The sequence below is a fragment of the Burkholderia cepacia genome (assembly GCF_029962485.1).
Lineage (GTDB): Bacteria > Pseudomonadota > Gammaproteobacteria > Burkholderiales > Burkholderiaceae > Burkholderia.
In genome coordinates this window covers 689,145-714,947 of the sequence record NZ_CP073637.1, presented here as the reverse complement: position 1 = coordinate 714,947, position 25,803 = coordinate 689,145, and the positions used below count along the sequence as shown (strand labels likewise).

22 protein-coding genes and 1 pseudogene are annotated in these 25,803 nt (G+C 68.0%); 14 read left to right on the top strand and 9 right to left on the bottom strand.

Going from position 1 to position 25,803, the window contains the following annotated elements; all coding sequences use genetic code 11:
* Positions 1–25 precede the first annotated feature (25 nt).
* Positions 26–985 (bottom strand): hydrogen peroxide-inducible genes activator, encoded by a 960-nt coding sequence (locus KEC55_RS03315; RefSeq protein ID WP_122944516.1) that lies wholly within the window; start codon positions 983–985, stop codon positions 26–28.
* A gap of 127 nt (positions 986–1,112) precedes the next feature.
* Positions 1,113–3,425, bottom strand: coding sequence for an ATP-dependent DNA helicase RecG (gene recG, locus KEC55_RS03310; protein WP_282506726.1), 2,313 nt, complete (start codon positions 3,423–3,425; stop codon positions 1,113–1,115).
* 167 nt (positions 3,426–3,592) lie between these two features.
* On the opposite strand from recG, the gene queA reads away from it, so the two are divergent.
* From queA to KEC55_RS03280, 6 genes are all read left to right on the top strand, one after another.
* On the top strand, positions 3,593–4,660 hold the full coding sequence (gene queA, locus KEC55_RS03305) for a tRNA preQ1(34) S-adenosylmethionine ribosyltransferase-isomerase QueA (RefSeq protein WP_282506725.1): 1,068 nt from the start codon (positions 3,593–3,595) through the stop codon (positions 4,658–4,660).
* A gap of 141 nt (positions 4,661–4,801) precedes the next feature.
* A complete protein-coding gene (gene tgt, locus KEC55_RS03300; protein WP_166956810.1) occupies positions 4,802–5,998 on the top strand; it encodes a tRNA guanosine(34) transglycosylase Tgt in 1,197 nt (398 codons plus the stop codon).
* 244 nt (positions 5,999–6,242) lie between these two features.
* Positions 6,243–6,566, top strand: coding sequence for a preprotein translocase subunit YajC (yajC, locus tag KEC55_RS03295; RefSeq protein WP_048250795.1), 324 nt, complete (start codon positions 6,243–6,245; stop codon positions 6,564–6,566).
* A gap of 106 nt (positions 6,567–6,672) precedes the next feature.
* A complete protein-coding gene (secD, locus tag KEC55_RS03290) occupies positions 6,673–8,694 on the top strand; it encodes a protein translocase subunit SecD (protein WP_282506724.1) in 2,022 nt (673 codons plus the stop codon).
* A gap of 18 nt (positions 8,695–8,712) precedes the next feature.
* Positions 8,713–9,663, top strand: coding sequence for a protein translocase subunit SecF (secF, locus tag KEC55_RS03285; protein ID WP_059236052.1), 951 nt, complete (start codon positions 8,713–8,715; stop codon positions 9,661–9,663).
* A 195-nt stretch (positions 9,664–9,858) separates the two neighbouring features.
* The gene (locus KEC55_RS03280; RefSeq protein WP_282506723.1) at positions 9,859–11,376 is read left to right on the top strand and encodes a S41 family peptidase; all 1,518 of its coding nucleotides are present in this window, start codon (positions 9,859–9,861) and stop codon (positions 11,374–11,376) included.
* A 12-nt stretch (positions 11,377–11,388) separates the two neighbouring features.
* Here the strand turns inward: KEC55_RS03280 and KEC55_RS03275 are convergent, their stop codons facing one another.
* From KEC55_RS03275 to KEC55_RS03260, 4 genes are all read right to left on the bottom strand, one after another.
* Positions 11,389–12,666, bottom strand: coding sequence for an MFS transporter (locus KEC55_RS03275; RefSeq protein WP_282506722.1), 1,278 nt, complete (start codon positions 12,664–12,666; stop codon positions 11,389–11,391).
* 184 nt (positions 12,667–12,850) lie between these two features.
* Positions 12,851–13,432 carry a YceI family protein gene (locus KEC55_RS03270; protein ID WP_176050518.1) on the bottom strand — a complete coding sequence of 194 codons (582 nt, stop codon included), beginning with the start codon at positions 13,430–13,432 and terminating at the stop codon, positions 12,851–12,853.
* Positions 13,433–13,497: 65 nt separating this feature from the next.
* A complete protein-coding gene (locus tag KEC55_RS03265) occupies positions 13,498–14,058 on the bottom strand; it encodes a YceI family protein (protein ID WP_282506721.1) in 561 nt (186 codons plus the stop codon).
* 8 nt (positions 14,059–14,066) lie between these two features.
* A complete protein-coding gene (locus KEC55_RS03260; RefSeq protein WP_282506720.1) occupies positions 14,067–14,627 on the bottom strand; it encodes a cytochrome b in 561 nt (186 codons plus the stop codon).
* Between the two features lie 258 nt (positions 14,628–14,885).
* On the opposite strand from KEC55_RS03260, the gene KEC55_RS03255 reads away from it, so the two are divergent.
* The 6 genes and pseudogenes from KEC55_RS03255 (at position 14,886) to KEC55_RS03230 (ending at position 22,557) form a co-directional block, all read left to right on the top strand.
* Positions 14,886–15,551 carry a paraquat-inducible protein A gene (locus KEC55_RS03255; RefSeq protein WP_282506719.1) on the top strand — a complete coding sequence of 222 codons (666 nt, stop codon included), beginning with the start codon at positions 14,886–14,888 and terminating at the stop codon, positions 15,549–15,551.
* Positions 15,548–16,177 (top strand): paraquat-inducible protein A, encoded by a 630-nt coding sequence (locus KEC55_RS03250; protein WP_282506718.1) that lies wholly within the window; start codon positions 15,548–15,550, stop codon positions 16,175–16,177. Before KEC55_RS03255 ends, KEC55_RS03250 begins: the two co-directional genes overlap by 4 nt.
* Positions 16,170–17,789 (top strand): intermembrane transport protein PqiB, encoded by a 1,620-nt coding sequence (locus KEC55_RS03245; RefSeq protein ID WP_282506717.1) that lies wholly within the window; start codon positions 16,170–16,172, stop codon positions 17,787–17,789. The genes KEC55_RS03250 and KEC55_RS03245 overlap by 8 nt, the downstream gene beginning before the upstream one ends.
* Positions 17,786–18,512: pseudogene (locus tag KEC55_RS03240) on the top strand (PqiC family protein). The gene KEC55_RS03245 and the pseudogene KEC55_RS03240 overlap by 4 nt, the downstream one beginning before the upstream one ends.
* A gap of 464 nt (positions 18,513–18,976) precedes the next feature.
* Entirely contained in the window at positions 18,977–21,100 is a 2,124-nt protein-coding gene (locus KEC55_RS03235; protein WP_282506716.1) for a site-specific recombinase, read from the top strand.
* 155 nt (positions 21,101–21,255) lie between these two features.
* The gene (locus tag KEC55_RS03230; RefSeq protein ID WP_282506715.1) at positions 21,256–22,557 is read left to right on the top strand and encodes a THUMP domain-containing class I SAM-dependent RNA methyltransferase; all 1,302 of its coding nucleotides are present in this window, start codon (positions 21,256–21,258) and stop codon (positions 22,555–22,557) included.
* 96 nt (positions 22,558–22,653) lie between these two features.
* Here the strand turns inward: KEC55_RS03230 and KEC55_RS03225 are convergent, their stop codons facing one another.
* Entirely contained in the window at positions 22,654–23,118 is a 465-nt protein-coding gene (locus KEC55_RS03225) for an SRPBCC family protein (RefSeq protein WP_282506714.1), read from the bottom strand.
* Positions 23,111–23,443, bottom strand: a complete 333-nt coding sequence (locus KEC55_RS03220; protein ID WP_282506713.1) for an ArsR/SmtB family transcription factor — start codon at positions 23,441–23,443, stop codon at positions 23,111–23,113. Before KEC55_RS03220 ends, KEC55_RS03225 begins: the two co-directional genes overlap by 8 nt.
* Before the next feature lie 168 nt (positions 23,444–23,611).
* On the opposite strand from KEC55_RS03220, the gene KEC55_RS03215 reads away from it, so the two are divergent.
* Together KEC55_RS03215 and KEC55_RS03210 are read left to right on the top strand one after the other, a co-directional pair.
* Positions 23,612–24,016 carry a VOC family protein gene (locus KEC55_RS03215; RefSeq protein WP_282506712.1) on the top strand — a complete coding sequence of 135 codons (405 nt, stop codon included), beginning with the start codon at positions 23,612–23,614 and terminating at the stop codon, positions 24,014–24,016.
* A gap of 73 nt (positions 24,017–24,089) precedes the next feature.
* On the top strand, positions 24,090–24,776 hold the full coding sequence (locus KEC55_RS03210) for a helix-turn-helix transcriptional regulator (protein ID WP_034182756.1): 687 nt from the start codon (positions 24,090–24,092) through the stop codon (positions 24,774–24,776).
* Positions 24,777–24,859: 83 nt separating this feature from the next.
* Here the strand turns inward: KEC55_RS03210 and KEC55_RS03205 are convergent, their stop codons facing one another.
* Positions 24,860–25,783 (bottom strand): carbon-nitrogen hydrolase family protein, encoded by a 924-nt coding sequence (locus tag KEC55_RS03205; RefSeq protein ID WP_282506711.1) that lies wholly within the window; start codon positions 25,781–25,783, stop codon positions 24,860–24,862.
* Between the last annotated feature and the right edge of the window lie 20 nt (positions 25,784–25,803).

Genomic DNA, 25,803 nt, shown 5'->3' with positions numbered 1-25,803 from the left:
TGCCACACGTGCGTGCAGCACGCGCTCAGTTCATCGTGGCCGGCATGTCGAGCTTCGCGACGCCCGGCAGGTCGCATGCGGAAATCGCGTCGCTGATCGCGTCGATCGCCGGCATCCGCGTGAAGCTCTTGCGCCACACGAGCACCACGCGGCGGTCGGGCACCGGTTCGTTGAACGGCACGTACGACAGCAACTCGGCATCGGGACCGTTCGCACGCGGGCCGACCTCGGCCACCGACATCCGCGGCAGCACCGTGATGCCGACGCCGCTCGCGACCATGTGGCGAATGGTTTCGAGCGACGAGCCCTCGAAGGTCTTCTGGATGCCGTCGGCCGTCTGCGAGAAGCGCATCAGCTCCGGGCACACGCCGAGCACGTGATCGCGGAAGCAATGGCCGTTGCCGAGCAGCAGCATGGTTTCCTGCTTCAGGTCCTCGGCGTCGATTTCCTCGCGCTTCTCCCACGGATGGCCGGCCGGCAGCGCGACGACGAACGGCTCGTCGTACAGCGGACGCACCATCAGGCCGGTTTCCGGGAACGGCAGCGCCATGATCGCGGCGTCGATCTCGCCCTGCTTCAGCAGTTCGAGCAGCTTCAGCGTGTAGTTCTCCTGCAGCATCAACGGCATCTGCGGGACACGCTGGATCATTTGCTTGACGAGCGTCGGCAGCAGGTACGGCCCGATCGTGTAGATCACGCCGAGGCGGAACGGGCCGACCAGCGGGTCCTTGCCCTGCTTCGCGATCTCCTTGATCGCGAAAGTCTGCTCGAGCACGCGCTGCGCCTGCGTGACGATCTGGTCACCGATCGGCGTCACGCTCACTTCGCTCGCGCCGCGCTCGAAAATCTGCACGTTGAGCTCGTCCTCGAGCTTCTTGATCGCCACCGACAGCGTCGGCTGGCTCACGAAGCAGGCTTCGGCCGCACGGCCGAAATGCCGTTCGCGCGCGACCGCGACGATGTATTTCAATTCAGTCAGCGTCATTGTGGGTCAATCAGAGATATACAGGCGATAGGTTTAATTTATACACCCTCTGGCACCGGTTCGCCAAGTTTCTCAGCATCGCGATGCATCGATCGACGGCTTTTTGATCCGGCCCCAGGCAGGTAAATCAGGCCTTCAGGTACTGCTCCCGCGCGCCGAGCCAGCGTGCGAGATGCTGCGTGACGATGTCGGGATACGCGTCGATCAGCCGCGTGGCGGCGTCGCGGGCCGGGTCGATCAGCCAGCCGTCGGTCTCGAGGTTCGCAAAGCGCAGCATCGCCGCGCCCGACTGACGCGCGCCGAGGAATTCGCCGGGGCCGCGGATCTCGAGGTCGCGCCGCGCGATTTCGAAGCCGTCGGTCGTCTCGCGCATCGTCTTCAGCCGTTCGCGACCGGTCAGCGACAGCGGCCCCGTGTACAGCAGCACGCACACCGATGCCGCGGTGCCGCGCCCGACCCGGCCGCGCAGCTGGTGCAACTGCGCGAGGCCGAAACGCTCCGCGTGCTCGATCACCATCAGCGACGCGTTCGGCACGTCGACGCCGACTTCGATCACGGTCGTCGCGACGAGCAGCTGCACGTCGTTGCGCGTGAACGCCTCCATCACGGCGGCCTTGTCAGCCGGCGACAGCCGGCCGTGCACGAGCCCGACCTTCAGTTCGGGCAGCGCGGTGGCCAGCGTCTCGTAGGTCTCGACGGCCGTCTGCAGTTGCAGCGTCTCGCTCTCCTCGATCAGCGGGCACACCCAGTACACCTGGCGCCCGGTCAGCGCGGCCTCGCGCACGCGGGCAATCACCTCCTCGCGCCGCGCGTCGCCGACGAGGCGCGTCAGCACGGGCGTGCGGCCCGGCGGCAACTCGTCGATCGTCGAGACCTCGAGATCCGCGTAGTACGTCATCGCGAGCGTGCGCGGGATCGGCGTGGCAGACATCATCAGCTGGTGCGGCTGGAAGTCGCGCGCGCCGTTGGCCGCGTTCGCGGCCTTCGCGCGCAGCGCGAGACGCTGCTCGACGCCGAAACGGTGCTGTTCGTCGACGATCACGAGGCCGAGCCGCGCGAATTCGACCGTGTCCTGGATGATCGCGTGCGTGCCGATCACGAGCTGCGCGGTGCCGAGCGCGGCCGCCTCGATCGCCGCGCGCTTCTCCTTCGCCTTCAGGCTGCCCGCGAGCCACGCGACCGTGACGCCGAGCGGCTCGAGCCACGCGCGCAGCTTGCGCGCGTGCTGCTCCGCGAGGATTTCGGTCGGCGCCATCAGCGCGGCCTGGTAGCCGGCGTCGATCGCCTGCGTGGCGGCCAGCGCCGCGACGACGGTCTTGCCGCTGCCGACGTCGCCCTGCAGCAGGCGTTGCATCGGATGCGCGAGCGTGAGGTCGTGCGCGATCTCGTCGACGACGCGCGCCTGCGCGCCCGTCAGCGTGAACGGCAGCGCCGCGTACAGCCGCGTCGTCAACGCATCGCCATCGCTCGCGGCGAGGCGCGGCATCGCCGGCGCCGCGCGCGTGCGGCGCTCCTCGTGTGCGCGCTTGAGCGACAACTGCTGCGCGAGCAGTTCCTCGAACTTGATGCGCGTCCACGCCGGATGCGAGCCGTCCATCAGCGCGGCTTCGTCGGAGTCGACGCGCGGGTGGTGCAAGATGCGCACGGCCTGCTCGAGCGTCGGCACGTCGAGCGGCTTCAGGTAGTCGCGCTGGATCTCGGGCGGCAGCAGCTCGGGCAGCGGCGTGCGCTCGACGGCATTCTCGATCGCCTTGCGCAGGTAGGCCTGCGACACGCCGGCCGTACTCGGGTAGACGGGCGTGAGCACCTGCGGCAGCGGCGCGTCGGCTTCGACGACACGCACGGCCGGATGCACCATCTCCATCCCGAAGAAGCCGCCGCGCACGTCGCCGCGCACGCGCAGCCGCTGGCCGACGGCCATCTGCTTGACCTGCGACCCGTAGAAATTCAGGAAGCGCAGCACGAGATGCTCGCCGTCGTCGTCCTGGATCTTCACGACGAGCTGGCGGCGCGGCCGGAACGCGACCTCGTTGTCGAACACGACGCCTTCGGTCTGCGCGATGCCGCCCGGCAACAGCTCGCCGATCGGCGTGAGCGTGGTTTCGTCCTCGTAGCGCATTGGCAGATGCAGCACGAGATCGATCGAACGCGTAAGGCCGAGCTTCGCGAGCTTGTCGACGGTCTTGACGGGTTTATCGGCGGCCGCCTTCTTCTTGCGCTTCGTGCCGGACGCGCCCGCTTCGTCGCTGGCGGCGCCTTCGGCATCGGGCGCGGCGGCGGCCGGCTGCGCGAGCCGCCCGTCGGCGCCACGCTTCGGGCCGGTGCGGCGCGATACCGCACGCTCCGCCGCGTCTTGAGCGGGTAACGCGGCCGCCTCCGCGTCGAACGGGTCGGCGGAATCGGCAACGGCAGCGGGGGAACGGCGTGGTGACACAGGCATCGGATCGTCTGGGTGCTTCGCAAGGCAAGTACAATAGCGGCTTTCACGTCGTCCGAACGAACGACGCCGGCCAGGCCGCGCATCCCGCCATCATAGCGGCTCGCGCGCCCCATTTACGCGTTTCCGCCCTGCCGGCGACGCCCGCCGGCCGCTTCGAACCAGCCCGCATGTTCACGCTTTCCGATTTCGATTTCAATCTGCCGCCCGAGCTGATTGCTCAAACCGCGCTGCCCGATCGCACCGCGAGCCGCCTGCTCGAGGTCGACGGCACCGTCGAGCCCGCGCGCCTCGTCGACCGCCATTTCGCCGAGCTGCCGTCGTGCATCGCGCCCGGCGACCTGCTCGTCTTCAACGATACCAAGGTACTGAAGGCGCGGTTCTTCGGCCAAAAGGCCAGCGGCGGCAAGATCGAGGTGCTGATCGAGCGCGTGACCGGCACGCACACGGCGCTCGCGCAAATCCGCGCGAGCAAGTCGCCGGGCGCCGGCACGAAGCTACGTCTCGCCGATGCGTTCGACGTGACCGTCGGCGAGCGCGTCGAGCCGTTCTTCACGCTGATCTTCCCCGAGCCATGCCTCGACCTGATCGAGCAGTTCGGCCGCCTGCCGCTGCCGCCGTATATCGAGCACGATCCCGATTCGACCGACGAGACGCGCTACCAGACCGTCTATGCGAGCAATCCGGGCGCCGTCGCCGCGCCAACGGCCGGGCTGCACTTCGACCAGCCGATGCTCGACCGGCTCGACGCGATGGGCGTCGAACGCGCGACGCTGACGCTGCACGTCGGCGCCGGCACGTTCCAGCCGGTGCGCGTCGACAACATCGCCGAGCACAAGATGCACAGCGAGTGGTACGACCTGCCGCAGTCGCTGGTCGACAAGATCGCCGCGACCCGCGCGCGCGGCGGCAACGTGATCGCGGTCGGCACGACGTCGATGCGCGCGCTCGAAGCCGCCGCGCGCTCGGCCGACGAAGCGGGCCGCCCGCTCGCGGCGACGCAGGCCGAGACCGACATCTTCATCACGCCCGGCTACCGGTTCCGCGTGGTCGACCGGCTCGTCACGAATTTCCACCTGCCGAAGTCGACGCTGCTGATGCTGGTGTCCGCGTTCGCGGGCGTCGAGACGATCCGCGCCGCGTACCGGCACGCGATCGAGCAACGCTACCGCTTCTTCAGCTACGGCGACGCGATGCTGCTCACGCGGCGCGACACGCCGGAGACGCCGGGCGCGTAAGCGCGGCCGCCCGCGCGGCCGCCGCCCCGTTTTCCCGCTGCGCGCGCTACGATGGCGCGCACCCTTTTCCTCGCCGCCGGCCTGCCGGCGGCGTTTCCAACATGCGCCGGACTGTTCTCCGGTGGCAAGGAGAATAAAGCGATGACCGAAGGTTCATCCCACGATACGCACGATACGCACGCCCCCGTGCAGGACCGCCCGGCCAACGGGCTCGAATTCGAACTGCTGACGACCGACGGCCACGCACGCCGCGGCCGCGTGAAGCTCAACCACGGCGTGGTCGAGACGCCGATCTTCATGCCGGTCGGCACGTACGGCACCGTGAAGGCGATCCAGCCGCGCGAGCTGCACGAGATCAAGGCCCAGATCATCCTCGGCAACACGTTCCACCTGTGGCTGCGCCCGGGCCTCGACACGATCGACGCGCACGGCGGCCTGCACGCCTTCATGGGCTGGAACAAGCCGATCCTGACCGACTCGGGCGGCTTCCAGGTGTTCTCGCTCGGCGACCTGCGCAAGATCACCGAGGACGGCGTCACGTTCGCGTCACCGATCAACGGCGACAAGCTGTTCCTGTCGCCGGAAGTGTCGATGCAGATCCAGAAGGTGCTGAACTCCGACGTCGTGATGCAGTTCGACGAATGCACGCCGTACGCAACCGACGGCGTGCCGACCACGCACAAGGAAGCGGCCGACTCGATGCGTATGTCGCTGCGCTGGGCGAAGCGCTCGCTCGACGAGTTCAACCGGCTCGGCAACCCGAACGCCCTGTTCGGGATCGTTCAGGGCGGGATGTTCGAGGACCTGCGCGACGAATCGCTCGCGGGCCTCGCGGAACTCGGCTTCCACGGCCTCGCGATCGGCGGGCTGTCGGTGGGCGAGCCGAAGGAAGACATGATGCGCGTGCTGCGCCACGTGGGCCCGAAGTTGCCGGCCAACAAGCCGCACTACCTGATGGGCGTCGGCACGCCGGAAGACCTGGTCGAGGGCGTCGCCAACGGCGTCGACATGTTCGACTGCGTGATGCCGACCCGCAACGCGCGCAACGGCTGGCTGTTCACGCGCTTCGGCGACGTGAAGATCCGCAACGCGACGCACAAGAACTCGCTGAAGCCGCTCGACGCGAGCTGCACGTGCTACACGTGCCAGAACTTCTCGCGCGGCTACCTGCATCACCTGCACCGCGTCGGCGAGATCCTCGGCGCGCAGCTCAACACGATCCACAACCTGCACTACTACCTGCAGCTGATGAGCGAGATCCGCGAGGCGATCGAAACGCATACGTTCGACGCGTTCCGTCAGCGCTTCGCGGAGGATCGTGCAAGAGGAGTCGACTGACCGGCCGGCGGGCCGCCCGGCGGCCCGCACCGCGCCAGTCACATAGGACGTGTACTAATTGACGCGATTCGATGGCCAGTCGCGATCGCGAAATATTACAATTGCCTTTCCAAACAAGTCGCAACGGTATCGGTTCGCGCTTTAACAGCTTGATCCAAAAGCGCATTTGCCGATCCGTTTGCACATGGGGCCGGTGGTAGAATAACCGGCTTATTTTTCGATCTTCCCCTACGGAGAGACCAACGTGCCGTTCATTTCCAATGCCTTCGCGCAAGGCGCCGGTGGCGCCGAATCGAGCCTGATGAGCTTCCTGCCGCTCATCCTGATGTTCGCGGTGCTCTACTTCATCATGATCCGTCCGCAGATGAAGCGCCAGAAGGAACACCGCAACATGCTCTCGGCCATGGCCAAGGGCGACGAAGTCGTCACGAGCGGTGGCCTCGTCGGCAAGGTGACGAAGGTCACCGAAGGCTACATCGGCGTCGAAATCGCCGAAGGCACTGAAATCACCGTGCAGAAGGCTGCGGTCACGACCATTCTGCCGAAGGGCACGATCAAGTCGCTGTAAGCCCTTCACCGAGCGTCCGGCTCCCCGCGCCGTGCCCGCCTGAGAGAGCGGGCCGCCGCGGCGCCGGACGCGACGCTTTCACGCCAACCACCCGTTCGGCCCCCTCATGAATCGTTATCCACTCTGGAAATATGTCGTGATGGTCGTGGCGCTCGCCATCGGCCTTCTGTACACATTGCCCAACTTCTTCGGCGAAGCGCCGGCGGTGCAGGTGTCGAGCGGCAAGGCCACGGTCAAGCTCGACTCGACCACGCTGACCCAGGTCGAATCGGCGCTCGCGTCCGCGCAGATCACGCCGGACGACGTCACCTTCGAGAACACGGCGACCAACGCGAACATCCGCGTGCGCCTGAAGGACACCGATACGCAGCTGCGCGTCAAGGACCTGCTGCAGAAGTCGCTGAACGCCGACCCGAACGATCCGCAGTACGTCGTCGCACTGAACCTGCAGAGCGCGTCGCCGCGCTGGCTGACGGCCCTGCACGCGCTGCCGATGTATCTCGGCCTCGACCTGCGCGGCGGTGTCCACTTCCTGCTCCAGGTCGACATGACGGGCGCGCTCACGAAGAAGCTCGACTCCGACGCGTCCGACGCACGCTCGCTGCTGCGCGACAAGAACATCCGTGACGGCGGCGTGAGCCGCGTCGACCAGTCCGTGGTCGTCAACTTCAGCGATGCGCAGACGGCGGAAGACGCCCGCAAGGTGCTCGCCGCGTCGATCACCGAACTGCAATGGGCGACCCAGCCCGGCGGCGGCGGCACGCAGGTCGTCGGCACGTTCACGCCGGCGGTGCAGAAGGCCGTCGAGGACGCTGCGCTCAAGCAGAACCTGACGACGCTCCACAACCGCGTGAACGAACTCGGCGTGTCCGAGCCGATCCTCCAGCAGCAAGGCAGCGACCGTATCGTCGTCGAACTGCCGGGCGTGCAGGACACCGCGAAGGCGAAGGACATCATCGGCCGCACCGCGACGCTCGAGGCGCGCCTCGCCGATCCGCTCAACACGCACCCGAACCCGAACGACCCCGTTCCGCCGGGCGAGGAGCTGTTCACGCAGGGCATCCAGGCGCCCGTGCTGCTGAAGAAGGACGTGATCTTCACCGGCGATCGCATCATCGATGCATCGGCCGGCTTCGACGAACACCAGCGTCCGTCGGTCAACATCCGCCTCGACTCGGCCGGTGGCCGCGCGGTGCGCACGGTGTCGCGCGACAACATTGGCAAGCCGATGGCGATGGTGCTGTTCGAGAAGGGCAAGGGCGAAGTGCTGACGGTCGCGACGATCCAGTCCGAACTCGGCGACCGCTTCCAGATCACGGGCCAGCCGACGCCGCAGGCCGCGGCCGACCTCGCGCTGCTGCTGCGCGCCGGTTCGCTCGCCGCGCCGATGGACATCATCGAGGAACGCACGATCGGCCCGAGCCTCGGCGCCGACAACATCAAGATGGGCGTCCACTCGGTGATCTGGGGCTTCTGCGCGATCGCCGTGTTCATGATCGCGTACTACATGCTGTTCGGTGTGGTGTCGGTGATCGGCCTGTCGGTGAACCTGTTGCTGCTCGTCGCCGTGCTGTCGCTGATGCAGGCCACGCTGACGCTGCCCGGTATCGCCGCTATCGCACTCGCGCTCGGTATGGCGATCGACTCGAACGTGCTGATCAACGAGCGCGTGCGTGAAGAACTGCGCGCCGGCCAGCCGCCGCAGCTCGCGATCCAGTCCGGCTACGCGCATGCGTGGGCGACGATTCTCGACTCGAACGTCACGACGCTGATCGCCGGCCTCGCGCTGCTCGCGTTCGGCTCGGGCCCGGTTCGCGCGTTCGCGATCGTGCACTGCCTCGGCATCCTGACGTCGATGTTCTCCGCGGTGTTCTTCTCGCGCGGGATCGTCAACCTCTGGTACGGCGGCCGCAAGAAACTGAAGTCGCTCGCGATCGGCCAGGTGTGGAAGCCGGAAGGCGCCGCTGCCGCCGCATCGTTCACCGACACGGACGAATCGACCGACACCGCGCGCGCCGCGAAACTCGCCGCCCCGGCGAAGGGCAACGCGCCGCGCGCCGGCAAGCCGCAGCTGCGCAACCGCGCGCAGCAAGGCGTGTCGCCGAAGAAACCGGGCTCGACCCAATAAGGCCCCGGAGACGAGACCATGGAATTTTTCCGCATCCGTAAAGACATTCCGTTCATGCGGCACGCGCTGGTGTTCAACGTGATCTCGCTGGTCACGTTCCTCGCCGCCGTGTTCTTCCTGTTCCACCGCGGGCTGCACCTGTCCGTCGAATTCACCGGCGGTACGGTGATCGAGGTGCAGTACCAGCAGGCCGCGGAGCTCGAACCCGTGCGCGCGACGCTCGGCAAGCTCGGCTACGCCGACGCGCAGGTGCAGAACTTCGGCACCTCGCGCAACGTGCTGATCCGCCTGCAGCTGAAGGAAGGCCTCACGTCCGCGCAGCAGAGCGACCAGGTGATGGGCGCGCTGAAGGCGCAGAACCCGGACGTCACGCTGCAACGCGTGGAGTTCGTCGGCCCGCAGGTCGGCCGGGAGCTCGCGACCGACGGCCTGCTCGCGCTCGCGTGCGTGGTGATCGGCATCGTGATCTACCTGTCGTTCCGCTTCGAATGGAAGTACGCAGTGGCGGGCATCATCGCCAACCTGCACGACGTCGTGATCATTCTCGGCTTCTTCGCGTTCTTCCAGTGGGAGTTCTCGCTGGCGGTGCTCGCGGCAATCCTCGCGGTGCTCGGCTACTCGGTCAACGAGTCGGTCGTCATCTTCGACCGGATCCGCGAAACGTTCCGCCGCGAACGCAAGATGAGCGTGCAGGAAGTGATCAACCACGCAATCACGACCACGATGTCGCGTACGATCATCACGCACACGTCGACGGAAATGATGGTGCTGTCGATGTTCTTCTTCGGCGGCCCGACGCTGCACTACTTCGCACTCGCGCTGACGGTCGGCATCATGTTCGGCATCTACTCGTCGGTGTTCGTCGCGGGCTCGCTCGCGATGTGGCTCGGCATCAAGCGCGAAGACCTGATCAAGGACAAGAAGACCGCGCACGATCCGGACGATCCCAACGCAGGCGCGCAGGTTTAAGCGCCCCGCCGTTTCGGCATCGCAAAAAAGCCGGCCCACTCGGGCCGGCTTTTTTCATGCGCGAGCCGCCCGGCGTGCGTCGTCCCGGGCGTCGGCTACAATCGTCACCGCCCTGCCCCGCTCCATGCCGGCCGCGCGCCGGCGGGCAGGCACCGTCGCCACCCGTCCGAACGTGCAGTCCCGATGATGCCTCCCATGCGTGTCGTTCGTCGCCTTGCCGTCTGCGCAACCGTCGCGGCCGTGCTGCTGCCGTGTGCGTCTCGCGCCGGTGCGCAGCCGGCATCTGCGCCGCCCGCCGCTTCACCGCCCGCCACCCCGACGCCCTCGCCCTGCCCGCCCGACTGGGAACCGCAGCTCTGCGAACTGAAGGCGGCCGTCGAAGTGCTGAAGAAGCAGCATCTGACCGACGTCGACATCGGCGCGCTGCTCGACGCCGCAACCCACGACGGCATCAAGACGCTGCCGTACGCGCGCTTCTTCAACGCGAAGGAGGAGCAGGAACGGCGCGACGACGAGCGGCGCTCGCGCGACGGCACGCCGGGTATCGGGATCGTGTTCGAGACGCGGCCCGACGGACTGCACATCATCGACGTGATTCCAGACGCACCGGCCGAGAAAGCCGGCGTGCGGCCGGACGATCTCGTCGTCGCGATGAACGACAGGAGCGTCGTCGGCATCGACAGCAGCGAACTCTTGAAACTGGCAAAGGGCGATGCGGGTGTTCCGCTGAAACTCACGGTGCAGCGCGGCCCGCGGCATGCGGTGCTGACCTTCGCGCCGGTGCGCGCGATCGTCAAGCCGCATCCGGCGATCGCGAAGCGGCTCGACGGCGACATCCTGTACACGCGGCTGTCGAGCTTTCCGGAGCCGGCGGTCGGCGACTATATCGACGCGGTGCAGGCCGCACGCCGCGCGGGCCCGCCCGTGAAAGGGACGATCCTCGACCTGCGCATCAACGGCGGCGGCGCGCTCAATGCGGCGATCGGCATCACCGCGCTGTTCGCGGGACGCGACCGCACCGCGATGGTGACGGTCGAGCGCGGCGACACGCATCGCCGCCGCTATACGACCAACTGGCCCGACTACGAACTGCCCGTGATGCACGGACAGGATCCGCTCGCACCGCTGCAGGCCGACGACTGGTGGCGCACCGTGCCGCTCGTCGTGCTCGTCGACGGACAGAGCGCGTCGGCCGCCGAAGCGACCGCGGCCGCGCTGAAGGATCTCGGCCGCGCGAAACTGCTCGGCATGCCGACCTACGGAAAGGGGCTCGCGCAGACGGGCGTCGACCTGATCGACGGCACGCGCCTGAATTTCACGTACGCGCGCAATCTGCGGCCGAACGGCTGCCCGATGGATGGCTACGGCGTCGTGCCGGACTGGCTCGTGCCGCCGCGCCGCGACTCGGACGTCGACGGCGTGCTGCTGTGGTACCGGGAAGCCGATCTCGCGCGTGCGCCGTATGCGGACCGGCTGGCGCCCGATCCGTTCGCGCAGGTGCGCAAGGCCCGGCAGAAGCTGCGCGAGCAGCGCGTGCGCGCGAAGGTCGATACGGCGAGGAGCATGGCGCTGCCGCAGCGCGCGTTCGGCACGGCCGGAGACTGGCAGCTTCAGCAGGCGCTCGCCGCGCTCGCAGGGCGCCCGGTTCGAACCATCGACGCGCCGGCGCACCTGATGCCGGCGCAGCCGGTATGCGAGCGCGCCGAGAACTGACGTGCCGCGTTTCTATCGGAAACCGAAGCGCTTGCGCAGCACGACCAGCGCCGCGAGGCTCAGCACGGCCGCGAACATCAGGTAGAAGCTCGGCGCGGTCTTCATCCCGGTCGCGCGGATCAGCCACGCGATGATGAACGGCCCGAACCCGCCGAAGATCGTCACCGCGACGTTATACGCGAGCGACATCCCGGTCGTGCGCGTCTGCACCGGGAACACTTCGGACAACAGCCCCGGCAGCGCCGCGAAATAGCCGGTCATCAGGAACGCGAGCAGCACCTGCAGCGCGATCAGCGTGCCGAAGCCCGGATGCGCCACGAGGTACGCGAACGCCGGGTAGATCAGCACGAGAATGCCGATGGCCGGCGCGATCATCACGCGCACGCGGCCGTATCGATCCGACCAGTGGCCGACGAGCGGCGCGAACGCCATCTGGATCACGCCGACGACGAGGATCGCCGCGAACGCGGCGGACGGCGCGAGGCCGAGCTGCTTCACGCCGTAGGTCGGCATGAACAGGACGAGATAGGTGGCGACGGTGCCGAGCACGACCACGCCCATCGCGGCAACCAGGCGTGCCTTGTGCGACGCGAACGTGTCGCGCAGCGGGTTCGCGGTGCCTTCGGCCGCGAGGAATTCGGGCGTCTCGTCGACCTTCGTGCGAATGTAGTACGCGACAGGCCCGAGCAGCAGCCCGAAGAAGAACGGCACGCGCCAGCCCCACGATGCCATCTGCGCGGCCGAAAGCTGCGCGTTCAGCACGGTGCCGAAGCCGGCGGCGAGCAGCGTCGTGAGCCCCTGGCTCGCGACCTGCCAGCTCGCGAAGAAACCGCGCCGGCCCGGCACGTGTTCGGCGAGGAACGCGGTCGCGCTGCCGAACTCGCCGCCGGCCGAGAAGCCCTGCATCAACCGCGCGGCGACGAGGATCACCGGCGCGGCGACACCGATCGTCTCGTAGGTCGGCAGCACCGCGATGATCAGCGTGCCGGCCATCATCAGCAGGATCGACAGCGTGAGCGCGGCCTTGCGGCCCTCGCGATCGGCATAGGCGCCAAGCACGATTGCGCCGAGCGGGCGCATGAAGAACGACACGCCGAACGTGCCGAGCGTGAGCAGCAGCGACACGGTGTCGTTGCCGGCCGGGAAGAACAGCTTCGCGATCGTGACCGCGAAGAAGCCGTAGACGACGAGATCGAACCACTCGAGCGCATTGCCGATCGACGCGGCGACCACCGCGCGCCACACGCGCGGCGATGAGGCAATGGAACGGGACTGGGCGGCGGCATGCATCGGCGATCTCCTTGTCGTTGTACGTTCTGTTCGAGGCAGCCGCTGTCGCGCCGTCGGCCTGCCCGGCGCCGCACGCGGCGCTCGGGCGATTATAGGCGCGCAAAAAAAACCGCCGCGCCCCCTGACGGGAACGCGGCGGTGTGCCCGCGGCGGGCCGGCGCGATGGCCGGCCTCACCGTAAGCATTACTGCTGCTTCAGCGCTTCTGCCGTGATCAGCAGCTTCGTCTTCATCTTGAAGCCGTACTGCTTGCCGTAGTCGAGGCCGAAATCGCTGCGGTCGAATTCGCCGACGGCGTCGACGCCGCACACTTCACGCTTGAGCATCGGGTGCGGCATGCACTTGAAGCCGTCGATCTTCAGCGTCACCGGCTTCGTGACGCCATGCAGCGTCAGGTTGCCGACCACCGAAACCGGCTTGTCGCCGTCGAACTTGATCGCGCCCTTGTAGTTCGCTTGCGGGAACTTCGCCACGTCGAAGAATTCCGCCGTCTGCAGGTGCTCGTCGAGCTTCGCGCTGCCGGTGTGGATCGACGCGATGTCGGTCGTCACGTCGACCGTACCCGTCTTCGCCGCGCGGTCGAGCGTCACGGTGCCGCTCGACTTGTCGAACTTGCCGCGCCAGACCGACAGGCCACCCATGTGGTCAGCCTCGAAGCTCGGGTACGTGTGGCTCGGGTCGAACTGGTACGTGACGCTTTCGGCGAAGGCCGAGAACGACAGCGATGCTGCCAGCGCGCCCGCGGCGATGATCAGTTGTTTTTTCAAACTCTTTCTCCTTGGAACGGCGCCGCGCCATCGCGCGGCATTCAGGTGAGGCGACAGCCCGCCGCTTACTTGGTGGCGACGAGATGGAACTTGATCTGCACTTCGTCAGCGACGATCGACGTGTCCTTCCATTCGCCGGTGCCGACGTTGAAGGCCGAACGCTTGATCGGCAGCACGCCGTCGAACGTCTGCGTCGCGCCGCTTTGCGCGACCGTGACGGGCACCGTGACGGTCTCGGACTTGCCCTTGATCGTCAGCTTGCCGGTCACGTTGTACTTGTTGCCGCCGGCCGGCGCGATCGCCGTCGACACGAACGTCGCCTGCGGATACGCCTTGGCGTCGAACCAGTCCTTGCCGGCGACCTGGTCGTTGTACATCTTGTCGCCGAGGTCGAAGCTCGCGATGTCGATGGTCATTTGCGCGGTGCCCTGCGCGGCCTTCGCCGGGTCGAACTTCACCTGCGCGGCAAACTTCTTGAACGCGCCTTCGGTCGGCACGTTCATCTGCTTCGACACGGCAGACACCTTGCTCTTCGCGAGATCGACATCGGCGTGCGCCGCGCCCGACGCGACAAACGACACCGCGGCGAGCGCGGCCAGCATGGAGCGGGAGAAAGACACTTTCATGGGATCCTTCATTTGGCAAAGGGAAGCATCCGCGACAGCAGGCCGTCACGGTCCAACAACTGGTGCTTGAGCGCCGCGAGCACGTGCATCGCGACAAGTGCAAGCAGAATGTAATTCAAAGACACGTGGAGCGTCTTGAAGGTTTCCTTGAGCGCCGGATCGGGGTCGATCAGCCGCGGCAGCGGCACGATGCCGAGGTAGACGACCGGGATGTTCGACGCCGAGCTGTACAGGTAGCCCGTCACGGGGATCACGATCATCAGCGCGTACAGCAGCATGTGCACGCCGTGCGATACCGCGCGCTGCCATGCCGGCGTATTGTCAGGCAGCGGCGGCGGCACGTGCGTCGCCCGCCACAGCACGCGGATGACGGCCAGCGCGAACACCGTCACGCCGATCCACTTGTGCCACGAGAAGTACTTCAGCTTCGTCGGCGTGAAGCCGGGGATGTCGGTCATCACCCAGCCGAGCGCGAAGCCGCAGACGATCAGCAGCGCGATCAGCCAGTGCAGCGCGATCGCGGTATGCGCATAGCGTGCCGGCGCGGCCGGCGGCGATTTCGATACCATCTTGGATTCCTCAGTTCAGCGAACAGCCGCGCCGGCAGTTCATCCGACGCTTGTCAAGGGCGCCATGCTACCGCAACCTTTTGACGTGCGCGGACTCTGAGAACAGGCATGCCAGCCGGCTGACGGTTTCCTGTCATGTTACTGGCCGGTCACAAAACACGCGATCCTTGACGCACTGAAAAAGGCCTTTTGGTAAGATTGGCGCGGGTTCCGGCCCCGTCGACGCGTTCCCCCAGCCGTCGCACAACTGCCTTTTCCATGCAACGAAACGACCTGATTGCCTGTCACGAGTGCGACGCACTGTTGCACAAACCGCGCCTCAGCGGCCGCGAAATCGCGCGCTGTCCGCGCTGCGACGCGCTGCTGTATCGCAACAGCGCCGCCCAGATCGAGCGGATCTGCGCGCTCGCGCTCGCGGCGCTGATCACGTTCACGATTGCGCAGGCGTTCCCGATCCTCGAAATGGACGTGAACGGCAACCGCGTGCAGACGACGCTGATCGGCGCGATCGATTCGCTGTGGCACCAGGACATGGCGATCGTCGGCGTGATGGTGTTCTGCTCGACCGTGCTGTTCCCGCTCGTCGAGATGGCCGCGCTGCTGTACCTGCTGCTGCCCATCCGTCGCGGCGTCGTGCCGCCCGGTTTCAACCTGGTCCTGCGTGCGATCGAGCTCGTGCGGCCGTGGGGCATGATCGAGGTGTTCATGCTCGGCATTCTGGTCACGATCGTGAAGATGGTGAGTCTCGCAAGAGTCGTTCCCGACGCCGCGCTGTTCGCGTTCGCCGCGCTCACGCTGATGATCGCCGTCGTGCTGATGTTCGATCCGCGCACGCTGTGGGACATCGCCGACGACCTGCGCGCCGGGCGCTCGCCCGGGCAGCCCGATCCGGCCGCGCCGCTGGCGGAAGCCGCCCGCCGATGACGATCCAGACCGCCGCCCGCGAGGGCTATGCCAGCTGCCACACGTGCGGGCTCGTGCAGACGCTCGACCATCCGCACGCGCACTGCGCGCGCTGCGGCGCCGCGCTGCACTTCCGCACCCCGAACAGCATCATGCGCACCTGGGCGCTGCTGCTCGCGGCCGCGATCCTCTACATTCCCGCGAACCTGCTGCCGATCATGCGCACCGCGTCGATCGTCGGCTCGCAGGAAGACACGATCATGAGCGGCGTCATTTATTTCTGGGTGTCGGGCGACTGGCCGCTCGCCGTCGTCGTGTTCGTCGCGAGCATCCTCGTGCCGATGCTCAAGCTCGGCGTGCTGCTGATCCTCGTGATCAGCGCGCAGCGCCGCACCGCGTGGCGGCCGCAGCAGCGCACGCGATTGTTCCGGATCGTCGAGCGCATCGGCCGCTGGTCGATGCTCGACATCTTCGTCGTGACGCTCACCGTCGCGCTCGTCCATTTCCGTTCGCTCGCCGTCATCACGGCCGGCCCCGGCGCACTCGCGTTCGGTTCGGTCGTGATCCTGACGATGCTCGCGTCGATGCAGTTCGATCCCCGCCTGATCTGGGATCCAGTCGAAACCTCAGGGAATCACCATGAATAGTCCACAAGGCCCGCAGCACGACGCGCCCCGGCCGCCCGATCCGACGATCTCGACGAAAAGCGGCTGGCTGCCGTCGCTCGTCTGGCTCGTGCCGCTGATCGCCGCGCTGATCGGCATCGGCCTCGTGATCAAGTCCGTGCGCGAGCGCGGCCCGGAAATCACGATCAGCTTCCACAGCGCCGAAGGGCTCGAGCCCGGCAAGACGCAGGTCAAGTACAAGGACGTCGAGATCGGCATGGTCAAGACGATCAAGCTGTCGAAGGACCTGTCGCGCGTGCTCGTCCAGGTGCAGCTGAAGAAGGAAGCCGAGGACTTCGCGGTCAAGGGCTCGCGCTTCTGGATCGTGCGACCGCGCGTCGGCGCGACCGGCGTGTCGGGGCTCGGCACGCTGCTGTCCGGCGCGTACATCGGCGTCGACGCCGGCCGCGGGCAGGATACGCTGACCGACTTCACGGGCCTCGAGACGCCGCCGGCGGTCACGGGCGACCAGAAAGGCACGCAATACGTGCTGCGCGGCGATTCGCTCGGCTCGGTCGACATCGGCTCGCCGGTCTACTACCGCCGCGTGCAGGTCGGCCAGGTGGTCGGCTTCTCGCTCGACAAGGACGGCACGGGCGTCACGTTCAACGTATTCGTCAATGCGCCGTACGACCAGTACGTCGGCGTCAACTCGCGCTGGTGGCAGGCGAGCGGCGTCGACCTGCGGCTCGATTCGAGCGGCCTGAAGCTGAACACGCAGTCGCTCGCGACGGTGATCCTCGGCGGCATCGCGTTCCAGACGCCGCCGAACCAGGGCAGCGGCGCGACGGCGCCGAACAACACGACGTTCCGCCTCGGCTCCGACGAAGGCGACGCGATGCGCGACCCGGACGGCCAGCCGCTGCAGGTCGTGATGAACTTCAACCAGTCGCTGCGCGGGCTTGCCGTCGGCGCGACGGTCGACTTCCGCGGCATCGTGCTCGGCGAAGTGACGAACATCGGCATCGACTTCGATCCGAAGACGAAGAACTTCCTGATGCCGGTGACCATGAACGTGTACCCGGAACGCCTCGGCCGGCGCTTCCGCGAAACGATCGAGAGCAAGGGCGAACCGGCCCGCCGCGAGATCGTCGAGCGGCTCGTCCAGCACGGCCTGCGCGGCCAGCTGCGCACCGGCAACCTGCTGACGAGCCAGCTGTACGTCGCGCTCGACTTCTTCCCGAAGGCCCCGGCCGCGAAGATCGACACGACGCGCCAGCCGCTCGAGCTGCCGACCGTGCCGAACACGCTCGACGAACTGCAGCTGCAGGTCGCCGACATCGCGAAGAAGCTCGACAAGGTGCCGTTCGACCAGATCGGCGCGAACCTGAACAGCGCGCTGTCGAACGCCGACAAGCTGTTCAAGCAGCTCGACACGCAGGTCGCGCCGGAAGCGCGCGACACGCTGTCGGCCGCGAAGCAGACCTTCTCGACCGCCGAGGCGACGCTGCAGCAGGATTCGCCGCTGCAGTCCGACGTGCGTGGCGCGCTGAAGGAACTCACGCGCACGCTGCAATCGCTGAACGCGCTCGCCGACTACCTCGAGCGTCACCCCGAATCGCTGCTCAAGGGCAAGCCAGGAGACAAGCAATGACGACCCGCGTGAACGGGTTTTGCGAGCGGCGCGGCGGCGGCCTTCGCCGCACTCGCGCTCGCCGCGTGCAGCTCGCCGCCCGCGCGGTTCTACACGCTCAGCCCGGCCGACGCCGCGACGCCGCTGCGCACCGCGCCGGCCAACCCGGCGTTCCTGATCGAGGTGCCCTCCGTCGGCGTGCCCGAGCAGGTCGCGAAGAATCAGCTGGTCGTGCAGAAGAACGCAGCGCAGGTCGACGTGCTCGAGCAGGAGCGCTGGGCGTCGCCGCCCGCCGACGAGATCCGCCGCGCACTGTCGGAGGATCTCGCCGCGCAGCTCGGCACGATCGACGTCGCGAATTCCGCGTATCCGCCCGGCGTGCCCGTGTATCGCATCAGCGTGAACGTGCAGCGCTTCGAGTCGTGGCCGGGCAAGCGTGCGGCGGTCGATGCCGTGTGGAGCGTGCGCTCGCTCGCCACGCAGGCCGTGATGACGTGCCGCACGAGCGTCGCGGAACCGGTCGCCGACGGCTACGACGCGCTCGTCGCCGGCCATCGGCGTGCCCTCGACGTGATTGCGACGCAGGCGGCAGCCGGCGTGCGCGCGATGGCCGCACGCCGCGGCGCGGCGGCCACGACGACGCCCGCGTCCGGCAGCAAGACGGCCGCTGCGCCGGTCGTGCCGTGCCCGGCCAACCCGACGTCGGGTGGCGACGCCGGCGCGACGGGCAAGTCCGGCGCGTAAGCGGGCGGCGCGCAGGCAGGCGTTCGAAGCAGCGCGCCCCTGCGTGGCCCATCCGATTGCGATCGGCGGCCGATACCGGCGGCATCGCGCCGCCACGACCGGCCCCGCATATCGCCTCCATCGGCCGAACGGCGAGTTTGCATTGTTTGTCAAAGTCGGCCGGAACCGGCTTCGCGCAACGCGGTCGGCTTGCGTTTTCCGGCCCGATTGACGATCCTACGCACTTTCCGGCTCGCGCCGTTCGTCGTGCGCGCCAGCCAGCGGCGCCGGGCCGCGTTCGGCCCGACCGCCGTGCCTCCCGGCGCCCGCACGCGATCGGCGTGCAGCGCAGCGGGGCAGCCGCATCGCGGGTCGCCGCGCATCGTCCGGCCACCGCCCCGTCTCACCCGTTCTCCCCGACGCCGTGCCGTTTTCCCCGGCCGGCATCCCGAACCCGCCCGTCCAGGGCTTTCGCTATTCCGTTTATGTTTCGTTCCCTGACGACCCTGATCAAGAAGTGGCGCGCGTCGCGCAATGCCGGTCACCAGCTCGATGCTCTGCTCGCGCACGCCGACGCCGACGCGTCGTACGCCGAGCGCAGCGAATGGCTGATCGAGCTCGCGCACTGGCTGCGCCGCACCGGCACGATGCAGGCCGCGCAGGACACCCCTGCCGATCACGACGCCGACACGCGCGCGTATCCGGCCCATGCGCGGCTGCGCTACCTGTTCCACGTGCTCGACCGCAACCCCGCCTGGAAAGCGCACGCCGCGCGCATCCTGCGCGGCATCCTGCGCGAGTGCGACGGCATTTCGCTGCTGTGCGATGCCGGCATGCCCGTGCACTCGGGTTTCTTCGGCGCGCTGTTCGAGCGGATCGACTCGTCGCTGATCCCGCCCGCGCCGAACCGCCGGGAGCTGTCAGCACTGTTCACGCTGATGTTCCCGACGCCGGAAGACGCCAAATGGATCGACGCGCTGCCCGACGACCTGCTCGCGCGCCTCGCCGAGCTGATCTCGTTCGACGTCACCGACGAAGAGCGCCACGAACCCGGTTCGTTCTCGCGCGACCTGCTGGCCGCGCTGCATAACCTGACCTGCCAGATCAGTTCGACCGGCCTGTCGCAGACGGTGCGCAGCCGGCTGTCCGACGACGATGCACGCAAGCCGCTCGAATCGCAGCCGTTCTACCGCCTCACGCGCGCGATGCTCGCGGTCGAGACCGCGCACGCGGCCGTCGAGGACGGCGGCGACCCGAGCAAGCTGCTGCACGAGGTGAACTACCTGCGCGTGCTGCTCGACGAATGCCGGATCGCCGTCGACGACGTGTTCTCGCACCTGTACCGCAACGGCGTGTCGGTCGACATCGTGTTCCAGGTCGAGCGGATGCGCATGCGCATCCTGCGCGCCGAGACGCTGCTGAACGCGTGGATGGCCCGCGACGACCTGCACGGGATGGCGCGCCTGACGGCCGAGCTCGTCGATGCGAACCAGAACAGCCAGAGCGTCACGCACCTGGTGCGCAGCAACTTTTCGCTGTTCGCGCGCAAGCTCGTCGAAACCAACGCGGACACCGGCGAGCACTACATCTCGCGCGGCCGCGCCGAGTACCTGAAGATGCTGCGGATGGCTGCGGGCGGCGGCCTCGTCACCGTCGTGACCGTGTGCGTGAAGTTCGCGATCACGGGCGCGCATCTGCAATCGATGCTCGAAGGGCTGCTCGCGGGCGTCAACTACGCGGCCAGCTTCATGCTGATGCACTTCCTGCACTTCACGCTTGCGACCAAGCAGCCCGCGATGACCGCGCCGACGCTCGCGCGCGAGCTCGACGACACCGGCCACGAGGAAGGCGTGAAGGCGTTCGTGTCGTCGGTGATCGCGCTGATCCGCACGCAGGCCGCCGCGATTTCCGGCAACGTGCTCGTCGTGCTGCCCGTGTGCCTGCTCGTACAGCTGTTCGCGGGCAACGTGCTGCATGCGAACCTGATCTCGCCGGAGAAGGCGCATGCGACGCTGCACTCGTTCTCGCTGCTCGGCCCGACGCCGTTCTACGCGGCGCTGACGGGCGTGCTGCTGTGGGGGTCGAGCCTGCTCGCGGGCTGGGCCGACAACTGGTTCGTGCTGCACCGGGTCGGCGACGCGCTCACCTACAACCGCCGCCTGCGCCTCACGCTCGGTGCGGCCGGCGCCGCGAAGCTCGCGCACTTCTGCCGCTCGAACGTCGCCGGCGTGGTCGCGAACGTCGGCCTCGGTTTGATGCTCGGCCTCATCCCGGCGATCGTCAGCGTGTTCATGTTCCCGTTCGAGGTGCGTCACGTGACGCTGTCGGCCGGCTCGATCGGGATCGCGCTCGGCGTGCTGGGCAAGGATGCGCTGAGTACGCCCGAACTGTGGTGGGCCGGCGCCGGCGTGCTCAGCATGGCGATCCTCAACGTGCTGGTGAGCTTCGCGCTCGCGTTCACGATGGCCGTGCGCTCGCGCAGCCTGCGCCGGACCAAGGTGCGCGCGCTCGTCGCCGCGATCGTCCGCACGGTGCTGTCGAATCCGCTCGCGCTGTTCTGGCCGGCTGGCGGCCAGGCCGCGCGCGCCGGTCAGCCGGGCTCGCACTGAGCCCGCGGCGGCGTGGCGGTGCCCGGCCGGGCGCCGCCGCATCGCCGCCCGGCGCGCGAAATCGGTCGTTGCAGCGGCGTCGCCGCGCCGAAACGCCGGCCCCGGCCGCCCGCGCCGCGTACAATGGTGGACTTTTGCACGTCCTCACCCGCCTTATGTCCTCGCCCACCCTGTACGAATTCTTCGCCCCCTGCCCGCGCGGCCTCGAAGCGGCGCTTGCCGCCGAGCTAGTCGAAATCGCCGGCCGCCACCTGAACGGCGCGCCGTTCACCGCGGGCGCGCAGGTGCCGGGCGGCGTCCATTTCAGCGGCGGCTGGGCTGCCGGCATGGCCGCGAACCTCCATTCGCGGATCGCGAGCCGGGTCCTGCTGAAGATCGCGCACCGCGCGTACCGCAACGAGCAGGACGTCTACGCGCTCGCGCTCGAGCAGCCGTGGGAACGCTGGTTCGCGGCCACGCAGACGCTGCGCATCGACATCACCGCGATCAAGTCGCCGCTGAAGAGCCTCGAATTCGCGACGCTGCGCGTGAAGGACGCAATCTGCGACCGGATGCGCGACAAGACCGGCGCGCGCCCGAGCATCGACACCGGCGCGCCGGACGTGCGTGTGTTCGCGTTCCTGACCGCCAACGAGTGCACGCTGTACCTCGACACGTCGGGCGAGCCGCTGTTCAAGCGCGGCTGGCGCCTCGACAAGGGCGCGGCGCCGCTGCGCGAGAACCTCGCGGCCGGCATCCTGCGCCTGACGGGCTGGACGCCCGGCACCGCGCTGTACGACCCGATGTGCGGCAGCGGCACGTTCCTCGCGGAAGCCGCGCAGATCGCGCTCGGCGTGGCGCCCGGCGTCGAACGCCGGTTCGGCTTCGAAAAACTCAAGCAATACGACATCACCGCGTGGCAGGGCCTGAAGGTCCCGGCGCTGGACGCGAAGCGCGCGGCGCGCGGCAAGCGCAACGAAACGCTCGGCGTGTACGGCAGCGACATCTCCGGCGACATGCTCGAGAAAGCGCGCGCCAACCTCGAGCGCGCGGGCGTGCCGTCGGTGTGGCTCAAGCAGGTCGACGCGCGCGGGATGACGCCGCCGTGCGACGCGCCGGGCATCATCCTCGCGAACCCGCCGTACGGCGAACGGATCGAAGTGCGCGGCCGCAGCGCGCGCGGCGAAGTGCGCGAGACCGGCCGCAACCGCGGCAACGACGACGCGTTCCGCCGCACGCACACCGACGCGCCGGACAGCGAGTTCTTCAACGTGCTCGGCGATGCGCTTAAGCAGCGCTTCACGGGCTGGCAGGCGTTCCTGCTGACGTCCGACCGTTCGCTGCCGGGCCAGCTGCGCCTGCGCGAATCGGCGAAGACGCCGCTGTTCAACGGCGCGCTCGAATGCCGGCTGTTCCGTTTCGACCTGATCGCCGGCAGCGTGAAGGCGCGCCCGGCCGCGCCGGAAGGCGACGCGTAACCCGCATCATGACCGCGATGGGGCCGCCGGCGCGGCCCCGCAGCGGCACCTGAAACGCCGCCGTGACCGCATCCGCGGCAACGGCGGCGTTTCGTTTCAGTGCTTCGAGCACTCCCAGCGCCCCATCGTGAACGGCAGCGCCTGCCCTGTCTCGAGCAGTGTCTTGAGGCTCGACAGCACGACCGGCCACCCGCCGCGAATCCCGCGATCCATCTCCGAACCGGGCACAAGCCCGTCGTGCGTGACGGTCAGCTTCACGACGCCTTCGTGCGGCTCGACGACGTAGGTCACGCGCGACTCCCCGCTCTCCCCCGACGGCGTCCGCCACGTGACGACCAGCCTGTGCGGCGGATCGTTCTCGACCACTTCGCCGACGATATCGACCCGCGCGGGATCGTCGTAATCCTGATGTTCCCAGCGCGAACCCGGCTGCCAGTCGGGCGACGCGTTGCGATGCCGCACCCAGTAGTCCTTCGTCAGCTCGGCATTGGTCAGCGCATCGAACACACGCTCGGGCGTGGCTGCGATGAAGGTCACGTACACAAAGGCGGGATTACCCATCGTCGTCTCCTGACTCGCGGGCCGCTTCCAGCCCGCGCTTGAGATCCGCCAGCGCTTGCAGGCGCTGACGCTCGAACTTGCCGATCCAGCGTTCCGCGATGTCGTGAATCGGCACCGGATTCAGGTAATGCAGCTTCTCCCGGCCGCGCCACGTCGTCGCGACGAGGTTCGCGGCCTCGAGCAGCGCGAGATGTTTGCTCACGGCCTGCCGGCTCATCGCGAGCCCGTCGCACAGCTCGGACAGTGCCTGGCCGTTTTTTGCGTGCAGCAGGTCCAGCAACCGACGGCGCGTGGCATCGGCCAGCGCCTTGAAAACGAGATCCATGCCGCTCCCAGGTCAATGGCTTTATTATGCAACCAAATGGTTGCATGTCAAGGATGACAACTCTACTGACAATACGGTGTCAGCAGCCGGCGATCACACTGCAATCCCGGCGCAATGCAGGCTGGTTTCCACACCGAACCCGAATAACAACGCAACAAGGAGCTCGTCATGACGTCCGCAACGGCCACCGCAACCCTGGAACGCGCGATCGCGTGGTTCGACATCCCGTCCCTCGATTTCGAACGGGCAATCCGCTTCTACGAAACCGTGCTGCAAACCACGTTGCAGCGGGAAATCATCGGCGGCGTGCCGATGGCCACGTTCGATCGCGATGCGTCGAGCACCGGCGGCAGCATCGTGTTCGATCCGCAGCAGATGAAGCCGAGCGCGAACGGCGTGCTCGTCTACCTGAACGCCGGCGAATCGGTCGTCGCGGCGCTCGAACGCGTGAAGCGCGCGGGCGGCGTCGTGCAGGGCACGGTCGTCGAGCTGCCGAACAACTACGGCTACGTCGGCTACCTGATCGACACCGAAGGCAACCGCGTCGGCCTGCACGCGCCGAAATGCCACTGAGCGCGCCGGTCAGCGGGCCGGCGCGGCGCTATCATCGCGAAGTCCCCGTAGCCAGAGGAATCGAGGTGCTGTCATGACCCGCCGTGCCGACCGCCTGTTCCAGATCGCCGAGCTGTTGCGCGGGCGTCGTCTCACGACCGCTCAGCAGCTGGCCGACTGGCTGTCGGTGTCGCCGCGCACGGTCTATCGCGACGTGCGCGACCTGCAACTGTCAGGGGTGCCGATCGAAGGCGAAGCCGGCATCGGCTACCGGCTGAACCGCAATGCGAGCCTGCCGCCGCTCACGTTCACGGCCGAGGAGCTTGCAGCGCTCGCCACCGGCGCGCGGATGCTCGAAACCTGGGGCGGTGCACGCTTCGCGAGCGGCGCGCGCTCGGCGCTCGCGAAGATCGCGTCGGCGATGCCGGCTGACAAGCGCACGGCACTCGACCGCCTGCCCGTATTCGCGCCGTCGTTCCACATCGACGAGACGTTTTGTGCGAAGGTCGACGCGATCCACCAGGCCATCGACACGCGCCACATCGTCAGCTTCGGTTATCGCGACCGGCTCGGCGCGCATTCGCAACGCCGCGTATGGCCGCTCGGGCTCGTCTACTGGGGCGGGCGCTGGACGATCGGCGCGTGGTGCGAGCTGCGCGACGATTTCCGCACCTTCGACATCGCGCGGATGGGCGACATCACCGTGCACGAGCAGTTTCCGGACATGGAGGGACGGCGGATCGCCGACTACATGCGGATCGCGGAAGCACCGATGCGCTGACCAAGCACGGTGGCGGGCGCGAGGCTGCGCGCCGCCGCCGTTCGTTCCCCAGGGCCGTCGTGCGGCGCCCGGCCCTTCCTGCCTTACCCGCCGAACACCACCGGCCGCTTCGGCCGCTCGTCGACGTGCAGCGAAAACACGTCCGCCCGCGCGTAGTGGCCGACGACGTCGAAGTCGTATCGCGCCCGCACGAGTTCATCGGTATCGATGCGCGCGGTCACGAGCCCGGCCTCGCCGATCAGCGGCTCCGTCAGCAGGTCGCCGAGCGGCCCGACGATCACGCTGCCGCCGCGGATCAGCGGCCGCTCGGGATCCCAGCCCGGCACGTCGATGCCGAGCGCGCGCGGCGACGGCTGCACCTGGCACGCGCTCACGACGAAGCAGCGCCCTTCATGCGCGATGTGCCGCATCGAGCTCTGCCACAGCTCGCGCTCGTCGACGGTCGGCGCGCACCAGATCTGCACGCCTTTCGCGTACATAGCGCAGCGCAGCAGCGGCATGTGGTTCTCCCAGCAGATCGCGGCGCCCGCGCGGCCGGCGGCCGTTTCGACGACGGGCAACGTCGAGCCGTCGCCCTGCCCCCAGATCAGCCGCTCGGTGCCGGTCGGCATCAGCTTGCGGTGCTTCGCGACGAGCCCGTCGCGCGGATCGAAGAACAGCGCCGTGCAGTACAGCGTGCTGCCGCCGCGCTCGATCACGCCGACCACGAGGCTCGCGCCCGTGCGCTGCGACAGCGCGGCCAGCTCGTCGGTTTCCGGCCCCGGCACGTCGATCGCCTGCGCGGCGTAACGCGCAAACGCGTCGCGGCCTTCGGGCAGCCGGTAGCCGAGCCGCGTACCGAAGATCTCGCCTTTCGGATAGCCGCCGAGCACGGCCTCGGGCAGCACGACGAGCGACGCACCGCTGTCGCGGATCGCGGTTTCGTAGCCGAGGATCGTGTCGAGCGTGGCGCGCGTGCCGGCGGGCGATGCGCCGATCTGCAATGCGGCGATGACTGACGTGGACATGGTGGCGACTCCGGTGAATG

What these genes read in the sequence shown, in the direction of transcription:
- KEC55_RS03225 (WP_282506714.1), bottom strand. Translation starts at nt 23,118, where the DNA reads ATGGGTAATCCCGCCTTTGTGTACGTGACCTTCATCGCAGCCACGCCC.
- recG (WP_282506726.1), bottom strand. Translation starts at nt 3,425, where the DNA reads ATGCCTGTGTCACCACGCCGTTCCCCCGCTGCCGTTGCCGATTCCGCC.
- tgt (WP_166956810.1), top strand. Translation starts at nt 4,802, where the DNA reads ATGACCGAAGGTTCATCCCACGATACGCACGATACGCACGCCCCCGTG.
- KEC55_RS03235 (WP_282506716.1), top strand. Translation starts at nt 18,977, where the DNA reads ATGTTTCGTTCCCTGACGACCCTGATCAAGAAGTGGCGCGCGTCGCGC.
- KEC55_RS03230 (WP_282506715.1), top strand. Translation starts at nt 21,256, where the DNA reads ATGTCCTCGCCCACCCTGTACGAATTCTTCGCCCCCTGCCCGCGCGGC.
- queA (WP_282506725.1), top strand. Translation starts at nt 3,593, where the DNA reads ATGTTCACGCTTTCCGATTTCGATTTCAATCTGCCGCCCGAGCTGATT.
- KEC55_RS03245 (WP_282506717.1), top strand. Translation starts at nt 16,170, where the DNA reads ATGAATAGTCCACAAGGCCCGCAGCACGACGCGCCCCGGCCGCCCGAT.
- secD (WP_282506724.1), top strand. Translation starts at nt 6,673, where the DNA reads ATGAATCGTTATCCACTCTGGAAATATGTCGTGATGGTCGTGGCGCTC.
- KEC55_RS03265 (WP_282506721.1), bottom strand. Translation starts at nt 14,058, where the DNA reads ATGAAAGTGTCTTTCTCCCGCTCCATGCTGGCCGCGCTCGCCGCGGTG.
- KEC55_RS03315 (WP_122944516.1), bottom strand. Translation starts at nt 985, where the DNA reads ATGACGCTGACTGAATTGAAATACATCGTCGCGGTCGCGCGCGAACGG.
- KEC55_RS03280 (WP_282506723.1), top strand. Translation starts at nt 9,859, where the DNA reads ATGCGTGTCGTTCGTCGCCTTGCCGTCTGCGCAACCGTCGCGGCCGTG.
- KEC55_RS03255 (WP_282506719.1), top strand. Translation starts at nt 14,886, where the DNA reads ATGCAACGAAACGACCTGATTGCCTGTCACGAGTGCGACGCACTGTTG.
- KEC55_RS03250 (WP_282506718.1), top strand. Translation starts at nt 15,548, where the DNA reads ATGACGATCCAGACCGCCGCCCGCGAGGGCTATGCCAGCTGCCACACG.
- KEC55_RS03260 (WP_282506720.1), bottom strand. Translation starts at nt 14,627, where the DNA reads ATGGTATCGAAATCGCCGCCGGCCGCGCCGGCACGCTATGCGCATACC.
- secF (WP_059236052.1), top strand. Translation starts at nt 8,713, where the DNA reads ATGGAATTTTTCCGCATCCGTAAAGACATTCCGTTCATGCGGCACGCG.
- KEC55_RS03220 (WP_282506713.1), bottom strand. Translation starts at nt 23,443, where the DNA reads ATGGATCTCGTTTTCAAGGCGCTGGCCGATGCCACGCGCCGTCGGTTG.
- KEC55_RS03205 (WP_282506711.1), bottom strand. Translation starts at nt 25,783, where the DNA reads ATGTCCACGTCAGTCATCGCCGCATTGCAGATCGGCGCATCGCCCGCC.
- KEC55_RS03275 (WP_282506722.1), bottom strand. Translation starts at nt 12,666, where the DNA reads ATGCATGCCGCCGCCCAGTCCCGTTCCATTGCCTCATCGCCGCGCGTG.
- KEC55_RS03215 (WP_282506712.1), top strand. Translation starts at nt 23,612, where the DNA reads ATGACGTCCGCAACGGCCACCGCAACCCTGGAACGCGCGATCGCGTGG.
- KEC55_RS03210 (WP_034182756.1), top strand. Translation starts at nt 24,090, where the DNA reads ATGACCCGCCGTGCCGACCGCCTGTTCCAGATCGCCGAGCTGTTGCGC.